Here is a 13,145-nt window from a genome sequence, read left to right on the forward strand (position 1 = left end):
TAGATAAATACTAGTCTCATCGGTCTAAAAACCAACTCAAAATGTCCTATAGGCCGTTATTTACATATACACAATGGATTTTTTAGAACCAAGGGGACAAATCGAACTCTTCACCAATGGTTACTTTCACATGGGCACGCCCTAAATAGAGGCCCAAGAGCGTCAAGCTGGAATGGCTAAGCGGCATGGAGTCATACATATCAGCCACTTTAGGCAATACCGGTGAAATGTATTCCAATACCTGTTTGCGTTCGGTAGAGTTAAAATCAACCGGTTTGCTCATCGCTAACCCTAAAATGTGTTGCTGAATTTCCGGATTATCCAAATGAGCCATCTGGAAGTAGCGCGGTGCCAAGCCTTCATCAACAACCGCTAATTTAAGAAGCGGAGAGTTTACACTTTTCACCACATAGCGAGCATCCAAATAATTACCGCGCAAAGCACGGGTCAATTCGTCTTTGTCAAAACCGGCATAACCGAATACGAGCGGATAGGAATGAACCATAATATCCCAGAAGGTATTACGTTCCGGCTCTTGAATGGAGCAACGAAGGTAATCCAATTGACGATACATAGCTTCTTCCCGTGGCAATTCGGACAAGAACGGCTCGATATATTTATCTACATAATGCTGTAAATGTTCCAAGCTGTAGTTGTTGGAGTTGCGGGAGTATTGAAGCAATAACGCCAAGGCCATAATCTGAAAATGACCGAGCTGCAAATGCGGCAAGATGCGCAAAGCGTCAAAAGCTACCAGGTACGGCGTACTGGATTTAGGCTGCTGTACTACGTCCACAAAGGCCTCAATAGCGGTTTCCTTCATCCAAACGGTTGGTGTCGTAGCGTAAGCTTTTTGCATACAAAGCAAGGCTTCCTGCACCACGATATTTTCCAACAAGGCATGTAATTCACCACTGGCGGTGATGCCTAAGCGGTCGAAAGCCGTTTTAGTAATATCCAATACCTGTTCTTTAGTGCTGGCGCTAACAGCACCGAAAGAACTCATGAAGTGCGATGTGCCAAGGGTAATTAAGTCGGACATGTCCGGCTCACCATAGCCGATATGGCTTGCACCGTGACCGGTGCCATGAGCGGTAGCATCAGAACCTGCATGTTCACGCACAATCGGAATGATACGAGTTGCATCAGCCGCAACTTCCTCCGACGTTGCTTCAGTCGGTGTCACACGATGAATACGACGCGTTAATTCGCTGTCATCTAAAGCGGCTGTTGGCGGTTCGGTCGGAATTTTAAGCATAGGCTTCGTAATGTCCAAATCAGACACTATGTCACGGTTTAAACTGCCTTCCGAGGAATCCTCATGGGCCGAGCCGAATCGCGATGCCGACGGTTCCGTCATCGCATTATGAAAATCGGATTCCATTTGCGTATTAGACAAAGGAACGAATGTGGTGGCCATCTCTTTATCGGATGTTTCTTGACGGCCATCGCCTGCTTCTTGACGGGTACTGCCAACTGCACTGCCGGATCTATAATTATCTCTATTCTGTTTCGCATCCTCACGATAGTAAGCGGCGCCGTGATCACGACGTTTACGCTCGTAATAATCGCCGTTGCTCACTCTTTCATTGGCTAAAGCTTCAGCTTCTTTAGACTTACCGCTGTCACGGAATACTAAATAACAGACTCCGAAAAACAAGACGATAACGCCCAATACGACTAAATATGGTATAAATGCAGACATTTTCTTCCTCCTGCCGTAGTTTATTAGAATTATATAGACCACACGATTAATGCTTGTCAAAAATCCGTGTCGGCCTTTCTATTTATTCCTATATTATTATATTATGTTACCACATCTTGGGGTATTCGCCAATGAAGATAGGAGATTTATAGTAAAAGAATTTCCTCCATAAAAGTCATTATATATACGCCATAAATTAATAAAACGATTTTTCTCGTTTTCATTCTTTTTCCTTGTAAATAACGACTTTATTCGTTAAAATATAATTAAAGAAAGGAGTGACTCGTATGCCTAGAAACGCGCTCAATGAATTTGAAAAGGGACTTAGGAAGCAAATTTCGGAAAATCTAAAGAAGTATACCCCAAATATCACACAAAATGAATTATCAAAACTAACCGGTATTCCAGCATCAACGATTTCCGGATATTTTGCAATGCGCTCGACTCCAAATGCAACTAATGTTCAAAAATTAGCTAATGCCTTAAATTGTTCCATAGCAGATTTAGATCCACGCTTTGCCGATACATTTATAGATACTAAAAAAATATCAAATACAGAGAATCGAAAAAGAGACATACAAGTACAGCTACAAACACTTTTTGACGAATTAGATAATAAAGACTCCATAAATTTTTATAATGGTAATAAAATATTAGACGATGAAACGAGAGAACTGTTAAAAATATCACTGGAAACTTCCATAAAGTTGGCCAAAAGCCTCTCAAAATAGAATGCTTATTATTATAAGCACCTAACATTCATTTAATACATCATAACAGGAAATATTTTATCGGGGTTTATTAGGTCGTTATTTGGGTTTTATTAAAGTTTTAAAACACTAACAATTTGAGTTTTCCTTATATTACTTGGCTTTTTGGCACTTTAGATTACAAAAAGTTATTTAAGTTTATTGGGGTTTATTTGTGTTTCATCTAATTGAATGATTGCATCATTCAATTATTGCGGGGGGTTCAATGAATATTACAGCACAAGATTTAGATAGATTATTATTAGCGGGTGAGAACATAACATTCGAAGTAAAAACCGCTACCAACGGAGTCCCCAAAAGTTTTTGGGAAACATATTCTGCATTTGCAAATACAAACGGCGGAATAATTGTACTAGGGATTACCGATTCACCAGAATTTGAAGTTTTAGGAATTGAAAATACACAAAAATATATAGACGATATCATTTCTACAGCACGTAGTGACAAAGTAAGTCGCAACCTATTTACATCGCCTGACGCGATTTTTTCTCTATCATACAAATCCAAAAATATTATTGTATGTGAAATCCCAGAAGCGCCATTTGATGACAAACCTGTATATTTGAATAACCATTTAGCAAATGCTTACGTTAGGAGAGGCTCCGGAGATCATAAAATCACTAAAGATGAATTATCGAGTATACTAAGAGATACAAATCACGAGTTAGATCGTGAGTTACTTAATAACTTTACAATCGACGACCTTGATATGACGTCTATTATCAAGTATAAGGCAATTCTTCATAAGCGTGCACCATCAAGACAATTCGATACTCAGGATATTCCAACTTTTTTAAGTAATATGGATGTATTCGTACGCGATAGAGTTGATGGAAAGCAAAAACTAACCTTAGCAGGACTATTATTCTTCGGAAAACTTAACAGCATTAAATCATATATCCCAGCCTACCACGTTGACTACTTTGATAAAAGAGGCTCTACCGAGCGTTGGCGTGATAGAGTAGACTCGGAAGACTTAGAGTTTGAAAATTTAAATTTATTCAACTATTATGAAATAGTAATGGAAAAGTTAAGACTAAGCATCGATAGAAATTTTGAATTAGATAACCAAACCACCAGAAAACCTCCCGGGGAGTTACTCATAGCACTTAGAGAAGCCTTCGTAAATATGATTGTCCATGCAGATTATTTGTCAAGCCATCCTACACTTATCGCCGAAGTTCACGATTTATACTATAAATTCTTGAATCCTGGTAAAATGAAAATTACTAAAGATGAATTTTTCTTTGGAAGCAGGTCTATAGCCAGAAACCCTACTCTTATTTCATTATTTACAAAAATGGGGGCTGCAGAAAGAGCCGGCAGTGGTAGTCAGAAAATCATAGATGTTGTCAAAAAAAATGACTTTAAATTACCTGAAATAGAATCTACCATTGAAGAAACGAGACTAAAGCTATGGATTGCACATCTTATTGATTCTTTAAATTTACCACAAATTGAAAAGGACATCTATGCCGTAATCACTATCTCTCCAACACACTCTTCATCAAAAAAAGATATAATGAAAATATTACCCCATTATACTGATTCTCAAGTTAGGGATGCCCTTGAAAAATTATATGCACAAAAATTAATTAGTAAACATGGTGGCAACAGAAATAGAACCTATTCAAGAAATCTCTCAGAGTTGGAATTCATTAAATCATTAGAGGCAGTGACGGAAAAAGTAAAGCAAATTTATACAAGATCTAAAAAAAGTAAGTTATAAAAGCATAAAAAATGGTGCGTATTGAAGATTTTCCCCTTCAATACGCACTATTTTTATTTCGCAAAAACTAATTAATGTACTATTCAAAATCCGTTAGTGAAACAAAACTCTTAGTATTTATCCTTATTTTCCGGAACGATACGGACACGTTGAATGGTTGGATTACCATCTTTGTCTTTTCTTACCGTGTCAATACGGATGTATTTGAGTTCCGGCGAGAATTCTTTAGCCAAACGACTTAAGGTATTGTCGCCTTTAAGAGCCGCATTAGAAGCAGCACCTGCCATAATAGCTCGGTATACGATCGTTGCAAATTCATAGCGAGTCATCATACGATCGCCACCGAAAGTTCCGTCAGGATAACCTTCGATGATACCAAGTTCATGAAGTTTAGTCACATATTCATAAGCCCAATGATTATCTGGCACATCAGGGAAGAGTTCGCTGTTTTCTTCCTGAAGTCTACCCGGATTTTGACCAGTCAACTGATTAATCAATTCACTTTGACGATTAATCACGGCATTTTGATTATTAACTAATTCTTCAAGTTTGGCCATACCGGCTCGAAGATCTCGCACTTCTTTAGCCACACCAACACGGGAGTTGGATACGTTATTGCCTTGGCCCAATTTGAAGGATACACCGGCGTTGATCATATTTTCGCCGCCACCGATAGTACCACCGATGGAGAAGGTAGTATCTTCGTTAGGTTTGTAAAAGGCACCAAGTGCACCGGCACTTGCACCGTTATAATTGCCATAACCGAAGGCAAAATCCCATTTGTCATCAGGATCGAAGTCCTGTGGATGAAGGGCTGCCAAAGCGGCTGCACCGGCACCAACTTTATTAATACGGTTATCTAATTTATTTACCGCACCACCTATGTTGTTAATAGCCTGGTCACGTTGAGCAAGTTGGCTACCATTAATTGCATCGGTGGAGCCTGGAGCAACGACACCGTCAGCAACACCGCTCACCACGTTGTTACCCATGTTGATATTGCTATCCTGAATAGTGATTGTACGATCACTGTCTACCGTCTTAATGGTAACACCACTATTATTAATAGTCGCATTACCGGTTGTTACACTATCAAGACCGGTTAAGTCTTTAACAAGTTTAATATCAAGACCATCACCGTTAGCATTTTTTACGACGCCGATATTACCGCTGGATAAGTTAGAAGCATCAGCACCACCGTTGAGTTTCAAGGTATCACCAAGGCCAACAGACACTTTATTATCAGCACCGTCGTCGCCTTCGAACACACGACCTCCGGTAATCTTATCATCAACCGTTTTCAACTGATCTTCCGTAGCTGCACGACCGGATTGAATGTTTTGGCCATCCCACTTAGTATTATCCAAACCGGTAAGGTAACTGCCTGTTGCCGGATTGCTGTCGCCTGCCGTGTTGTCTTGATTGCCAAGAACAACACCGCCTGCGGAAATATGACCTTTGGAACCATCCAGCTTAACTTGGTTATCACCACTGCCGGCTGTCACGGTTGCACCATTACCGTCGATGTTAACTTGTTTCGCCGGATCAGTATTATCACCAAGAGTGATATTATTATTCAAGTTAACTTTATTGTTTTTATCAACGGTAATATTCTTACCGGACTGAGCTTTCGCAGCCTCAGCTTGGCCCTTAGCAATATTGTACACGTTACCGATGTTAGCACCGTTGTTGTAGTTTTCTTGACCTTCCACACTTGTATCATAGTTATTGCCAAGACCACTACCTACGTTCTTGATTACAGTATTGCCTGCATTAATGCCATCTTTGTCGATGGAAATACCGGAATCTTTAACAGTAATCTTGTCAGTAGCAACGCCTTCTTTGTCAATAGTTGTGTTGCCGGCTGTAATAGACCCTTTTTGACCAAGATCTATATTGTCTTTCAAGCCTACTTGTAATTTGCCGTCATCGGTTACTTTTGTTTCGATGTTTTTATCACCGGCTACAGTAATCGTCTGACCTAAATCTTGCTTTACAGACTTGCCGTCATCAGCTGTTAAGCCGAAGCCACCGTTTGCTTGACCTTTGATGTCATTAATAGCCGTGTTCAAATCACCGATATTGGCCGCGTTATTCCAGTTTTCCTGACCAGCTTTAGTGTTGTCATACGTCTTACCGGTTGTACCGCTGGCCACATTAGTAATTTGGTTACCACCGTTATTGAGGCCTTTATCAGTAAGACTTACCGCACTTGTACCGCTACCGATAGTTACACCGCTGTTGTTAATTACGGTGTTGCCAATAGTTACGGAACCTTTATCAGAGAGGTTCAAGTCTTTGTTCAACTTAATCAACAATTGACCGTTATCGTTATCCTGGCTGGATACAACACCGATATTACCATCAGTTAAGTCAGCTTCGTTAGTTGCATTGCCTTTTACATTAACTTGGTTGTTCAATTTAACTTTAGAGGTATTACCGAAGTCGCCACCGTATTTCATGCCGTCGCTCAAGGTAGCTACAGTATTACCGCCTACAGTAATACGATCAACAGGGGAGCCGTTTACATCGTCAACACTAGGACCAACTTTAATATTTACAGTTGTACCAGGTGTTCCGTCAGCACCGGCAGGACCGGTTAAACCGATAGAACCGTCCTTGCCGTTGATAACAACGGATGAACCATCTTTACCGTTGATACCAATCTTACCGTCTACGCCATCTGTGCCATCAGAACCGTCTTTTGCACCGATAGAGAGATTATTACTTAAACCTACAGTAATCTTACCATTAGCAGCATCAGCTGTAGTTGTAATATTCTGACCATCGCCGGCAATTTGGATTGTTTCGCCGAGATTTTGTTTAACTGCATTACCACTGTCTGCAGTCAAACCAAATTCACCGCCACCGGTGCTTGTTGAAATAGTATTTACCTTATCGTTAAGAGCTTTAAGTTGATCTTCAGTAGCGGCACGACCACTTACAGCATCAGGGTTAGTCGTATTCCAAGCCGTATTATCTAAGCCGGTTAAGTAAGTACCTGTTTGAGAAATACCACTTGCTGTACTTGCCTTTTGTTTCCCCAAAACTGCACTACCTACTCTTAATGAACCCTCATCGCCTAAGTTAACGTCTTTTACTAATTGAACTTTTAATTTACCGTTAACGTTGTTAACACCGATGTTATTTTCAGTTAATTTGTCGGCATCAGCACCACCAACGATATCTAACTGTTCGTTAAGTTTCTTAGCGATGACATTAGTGCCATCTTCCTTAGCATTGTCACCGGCATACTTCTGGCCATCATTCAAAGTGGCTACTGTTTGATCGTTTACTACGATACGGTCAACAACTTTTCCGTCTACACCCTTAACACCATCTATACCATCAACGCCTTTTATAGTAATAGTTTTGCCCGGAGCTCTGTCACCATTGGCAGGACCGGTTAAACCAATAGAACTGTCTTTACCGTTAATAACAACGGAAGAACCGTCTTTACCGTTTACAGTTACACTACCATCTTCACCATCTTTGCCTCTTGTACCGACAGAAAGAGTATTACTCAAGCCTACGGTAATTTTACCGTTAGTTGCATCACTGGTAGTTGTAATGTTGCCGTCACCGGCAATATTTAAAGTTTCACCAAGGTTACGGTGTACGGAATCACCACTATCAGCCGTGAAATTCAAGCCATCATTAGTTAATTCGGTTTTAGCCGCATCGGTAATATTTTTAATGTCACCGATATTGGCACCATTGGTAAGGTTGTTATAAGTTGGGTTACCATCAGCATCAACACCATCATAACCGCTAGCTACATTAGTAATCTGTTTGCTACCGCCATCGATGCCGCCGGTTGTTACGGACGGGCCGTTAGTAATTGTTAAACCGCCGCTTGTAAGAGCTGTATCGCCAACTTTTACGCCATCATTATTAACAACAGTGTTGCCTGTTGTCACGGAACCTGTATCGCCGGTATATACCATGCCGTCATCAAGCGTAGCTACAGTCGCACCGCCTACAGTAACACGGTCAATGGAGTTACCGTTTACATCGTTAGCAGCCGTGCCGGCTTTAATAGTAACAGGCGAACCGTCAGCTGTATTCAAAGCGATAGAGCCGTCAGCACCGTTAATCGCTACTGCAGAACCAGCTTTACCATTTACGGTAATGGAGCTGTCCGTCCCTTCTGTGCCTGCAGCACTATCAGCAGCACTACCTAAAGTAATATTATCTGCCAATTTCACATCATAAGTCGTTGCACCGGTTGTTTCAGTTTTTTCAGTTACCTGCAAGTTGCTGCCTGTATAGTTACCACTTGTACCGGCTGCAGTACCGCCTTCAACAGTAAGGTTTGTCTTGCTGCCTTCACCGGCACTTACACCTGCAATTGCCTTGGTCAACTGATCTACGTTGACAGCATCCGTGCCTTTAACACCGGTTGCCACATTGCTGATGACATTATTACCATTGTCAAGACCGGAACCTGTCAAGGACACAGGGTCACCTGTAGCAGGCGTAATCGTAATGCCATTATTATTAACAACCGTGTTACCTAAGGTTAAGGAACCGGTAGAACCTAAATCAACATCTTTCACTAACTGAACTTTTAACTGGCCGTTAACGTTGTTGACGCCAATGTTTTTGTCCGTCAATTCTCCTTCAGCACCGCCAACAATATCTAATTGCTCGTTAAGTGTCTTAGGAATAACTTTAGTTGTATCACTCTGACCGTCATCACCGGCGAATTTAAGACCGTCGCTCATAGTCGCCACCGTCTGGCCGCCTACAGTAATACGATCAACAGGATTACCGGCTAAGTTATTAGCACTTGTGCCTGCCTGGATGGTTACAGGAGAACCGTCAGCTGTATTCAAAGCGATAGAACCGTCAGCACCGTTAATAGCTACGGAAGAGCCGTCTTTACCATTTACCGTGATAGAGCCGTCGGTCCCTTCTGTACCGGCTGCACTGTCGGTTTCACTACCTAAGGTAATAGTATCCGCCAACTTCACATCATACGTCGTAGCTCCGGTTGTTTCGGTTTTTTCAGTAATCTGCAAATTGCTGCCTGCATAGTTACCACCGGTTCCGGCTGCAGTACCGCCTTCAACAGTAAGATTTGTCTTGCTGCCTTCACCGGCACTTACACCTGCTATAGCCTTGGTCAACTGATCCACGTTAACAGCATCTGTACCATCTGTACCGGTTGCAACATTGGTAATCTTATTGCCACCGTTATTAAGGCCACTATTAGAAAGGCTTACCGTATTATCGCCGCTACCAAAAGTTAAGGAACCGGTAGAACCTAAGTTGATATCTTTATTAAGTTTAACCGTTAATAAATCGTTGTCGCCGGCTTGGCTGGAAACAACGCCGATGTTACCGGTCGTCAAATCAGCTTCCGTTGCTGCTTCACCTTTTACATCTACTTGATTGTTGAGTTTTACATTGGAAACTGTACCGAAGTCACCGCCGTATTTCATACCGTCATTAAGAGTTGCTACAGTTTGACCGCCTACGGTAATACGGTTAACAGGGGATCCGGTTACGTCATTAGCACTGGTTCCTGCCTGAATGGTTACAGGAGAACCATCAGCTGTATTCATTACGATAGAACCGTTAGAACCATTAATTGCAACGGAAGAACCGTCAGCACCATTAACAGTCATAGAACCATCGGTAGTACCTTTGTCGCCAAGCGCAACAGTATTGCTCAAACCAACAGTAATTTTACCGTCTCCGGCCGTAGTCGTAACATTACCGTCACCGGCAACTTGAATTGTTTTGCCAAGGTCCTGTTTTACAGCTGTACCGCTATCATCAGTCAAGCCAAAACCACCGGTTGCATTAGCACTGGTACCGTCGGAAACAGCAGTCACTGCATCGCTTACGGTTTTGAGCTGATCTTCAGTCGCTGCACGACCGGTTACGATGTCAGGATTTGTTACATTCCAAGTCGTATTGTCTAAACCGGTTACATAGCTGCCGTCTTGAGCTACACCACCGGCTGTCACAACGCCTTGGTTACCTAATACAGCATCGCCCGCTTCTACCGTATTCAAACCGGTAATATCTTTAGCCAAGCGAACGGTTAATTTGCCATTGTCGCCATCTTGAGCGGCCACAATACCAATATTATTATCGGTAGATAGTTTGGATGAATCGGTTTCGCCACCAACAATATTTACTGTTTTATTTAATTTAACAGCAGCCGAACCTGTGTCGCCGGTATATACCATACCGTCGTTCAAGGTTGCTACAGTTTGTCCACCTGCTGTAATACGGTTAATAGAATTACCGTTCACATCATTTGCCGACGTACCGGCTGTGATAGTAGCTGTAGAGCCGTCTGTACCGGTTAAGGCAACAGAACCCGTTGCACCATCAACAGCTACAGAAGAGCCGCCTGTACCGTTAACCGTAAGGGAACCATTTGTACCACTGGTGCCTGTGCTACCTAAGGTTACGTTATCGGCAAGTTTTAAGTCATACGTCGCTGTACCTGTTCCGGTCGTTGACGTAAGTTGTAAATTATTACCTGTATAGGTACCACTTGTACCGGCTGCCGTACCGCCTTCAACAGTAACGGTAGTCGTCGTACCGGAGCCACCGCTAACACCGGCAATAGCTTGATTCAATTGACTGACGTTAACACCATCTGTACCGGCCGTACCTGCAGCAACGTTAGTTATCTTATTACCGCCATTATTAAGACCGGCGGTGGTCAAAGTTACATTACTACCGGATTTAGGTCTGATAGTAACGCCATTCCCGCTAACAGTTGTGGCGTTGCCGGTAGTCGGATTTGTTAAATAAATCGTTTCCAAACCGCGAAGTGTTTTATTGAGGCGAAGTGTAACTGTATTATCACTGATGATAGCCCCGATATTAGGTTGAGCTGCAAAATCAGACTGATAATACAGTGTATTATCTACACCACCCGTAATCTTCAACGATTGATTTAAAAGCTTAGTAACTGTACGCGGTGTGCCGTCAGAACCATAGGTAGTAGTATAGCTACTGTCTTTGAAATCACCGGTAGTAGCAAGCATGGTATTTGTCCATTGCTTCATGTTCACGGCATCCGTATCATACTGACCGGCCGCTAAACCGGTAAGTTTACGCGTCAACGCAGTTCCATTGGCTCCATCAGTACCAATGGAAACAACACCGGACGTGCTATTCCATGCCCCACCGGTAGTAGTTCCGGCATTGCCTTTTGTAGAAAGCCAGCTTCTCCAAGTGCTGTCCTGATTATTCCAACCGCCACCGGTCGTATCTGCAGCACGACTTGCCACAGAGTTAGCACCAATAGCAACACTGCCTACTGCATTAGCTGCAGAAGTATCCCCTAAAGCGACAGCAGTGGTAGCCGAACCATCAATAGTAGAACCTTTACCTATGGCAATAGCATTACCTGCCGTAGAACTCGCCTGATAACCAATAGCAATAGATTCCGGTCCGGTTGATACAGTACCTGCAGTTGCTTCTCGGCCGATAGAAATACTTCGTCCACCTACTGCTTTGGCTTGATAGCCAATGGCCATAGAACTACCTGCACTGGCTACGGTATCATAACCCAGGGCCATCGTATACGAAGAAGTTGCTTGTGCATTCGTACCTTGAGCTATTGCGCCACCACCACTGGCCACAGCAGTAAAACCCACCGCTAAAGAGCGTAATCCGGTTGCCTGAGCACTGTTACCTACAGCTGTCGTATATTGATTGTTAGCAACTGAAGCTGCACCGGCAGCAAGAGAACCAACAGACGTAGCTTTAGCAGCCTCCCCGAAAGCAGACGTACTGGTGGCACTTGCGAGAGCCCCATCACCAATAGCGGCAGCACTAATATCGGTTGCCTGGCTTCCTGAACCAATAGCTACAGTATGAAACGACGTTGCTTTAGCCCCGGAACCTATGGCAGCTGCAGCCAAACCATTACCGTCATATGAAGTTCTACTAGTATCGGTATTACCGGCAACAGCATTATTACCAATAGCGATAGCGTCCGTAGAGTATGAACGAGTATTAGTACCGATGGACATGGTATTTTCATAGGCAAGCGTACTCCCATCAGGTTGGCCGGCATACGCATTCTGGCCGATGGCAATACCATGAATAGCATTCGATCGGTTATTTGAACCTACAATAACCGAGTTGCCGGCACGACCGTAAGCAATATTGTCATGGCCAATCATGACACGGCCGCCTAGAGCCGAGCTAAGGCCTGTTCCCTCAGGCGTATCTTCCGACGCAGTGGTGGTCGGAGCAATAGCCGTCTGATTAGCACCAACGACGACATCATTGAGGCCGTAGGCTAAAGCCGAGCGACCAATAGCAATGGCATTTTCACCACTCTGAGTTACGCCGCCGACTGAATATGTACCACCGGCGAAAGCACCAGCCCCCATTGCAATTGCATAATTATAGCCTGAAGTGGCACCACCGATAGCAACGGTTTCCGTACCGGTTGCAGATGCATCAGTCCCCAAAGCAAGGGCATCCTCACCGGTTGCGGTAGCCGTACCTACAGCTACTGCACCTCTACCATCTGCTCTTGCAGTACCACTGACAGCCGTAGTATCATTATCAAAATTAACACGTGCCCCCCATTGGTTTGTTGCATCAGCTGTCATAGGATTAAGCCATGCACTACCTACAACTAAACTACTTACTACAGCAAGGCGCAACAAATCACCGGTTACCTTCATACCGGATTGTGATTTGTTTCTACTATGACTTTTTGCTACTTCCGAAACTACTACATAAGCATTTCGAACCTTACTCCAAACAACCTTATAAATCTTATTCATTACGACTACAACCTCCTCTTTTTCTTATTTGATTATTTTGAATAAAATTCACTTAATTAAATATTAAATAAAATGTTTCTTAAATCAAAAGAAAAAGCAAAAAAAATAAAGGTTCTATAATTTATTTTGGGGCGCTAAAGAGAAACGCTAGTTGCGTGTCCTCT

General features: G+C 42.8%; 4 protein-coding genes. 2 read left to right on the forward strand and 2 right to left on the reverse strand.

The window, feature by feature from the left end; translation table 11 throughout:
* Nucleotides 1-82: 82 nt before the first annotated feature.
* A complete protein-coding gene (locus MXE28_RS10445) occupies nt 83-1,705 on the reverse strand; it encodes an LPO_1073/Vpar_1526 family protein (RefSeq protein WP_021840448.1) in 1,623 nt (540 codons plus the stop codon).
* 287 nt (nt 1,706-1,992) lie between these two features.
* Between MXE28_RS10445 and MXE28_RS10450 the strand changes: the two genes are divergently transcribed.
* Nucleotides 1,993-2,436 carry a helix-turn-helix transcriptional regulator gene (locus MXE28_RS10450; RefSeq protein WP_021840447.1) on the forward strand — a complete coding sequence of 148 codons (444 nt, stop codon included), beginning with the start codon at nt 1,993-1,995 and terminating at the stop codon, nt 2,434-2,436.
* 244 nt (nt 2,437-2,680) lie between these two features.
* Nucleotides 2,681-4,204 carry an RNA-binding domain-containing protein gene (locus tag MXE28_RS10455; RefSeq protein WP_021840446.1) on the forward strand — a complete coding sequence of 508 codons (1,524 nt, stop codon included), beginning with the start codon at nt 2,681-2,683 and terminating at the stop codon, nt 4,202-4,204.
* Nucleotides 4,205-4,314: 110 nt separating this feature from the next.
* Here the strand turns inward: MXE28_RS10455 and MXE28_RS10460 are convergent, their stop codons facing one another.
* Nucleotides 4,315-12,981, reverse strand: a complete 8,667-nt coding sequence (locus tag MXE28_RS10460; protein WP_247240142.1) for an S-layer homology domain-containing protein — start codon at nt 12,979-12,981, stop codon at nt 4,315-4,317.
* Nucleotides 12,982-13,145 lie beyond the last annotated feature (164 nt).

The organism is Veillonella sp. KGMB01456 (assembly GCF_023051165.1).
In the GTDB taxonomy this organism is placed as follows: Bacteria; Bacillota; Negativicutes; order Veillonellales; family Veillonellaceae; genus Veillonella_A.

Bases quoted from the DNA above. Each gene is read 5' to 3' on its own strand.
- MXE28_RS10450 (WP_021840447.1), top strand. From the start codon at position 1,993: ATGCCTAGAAACGCGCTCAATGAATTTGAAAAGGGACTTAGGAAGCAA.
- MXE28_RS10455 (WP_021840446.1), top strand. From the start codon at position 2,681: ATGAATATTACAGCACAAGATTTAGATAGATTATTATTAGCGGGTGAG.
- MXE28_RS10460 (WP_247240142.1), bottom strand. From the start codon at position 12,981: ATGAATAAGATTTATAAGGTTGTTTGGAGTAAGGTTCGAAATGCTTAT.
- MXE28_RS10445 (WP_021840448.1), bottom strand. From the start codon at position 1,705: ATGTCTGCATTTATACCATATTTAGTCGTATTGGGCGTTATCGTCTTG.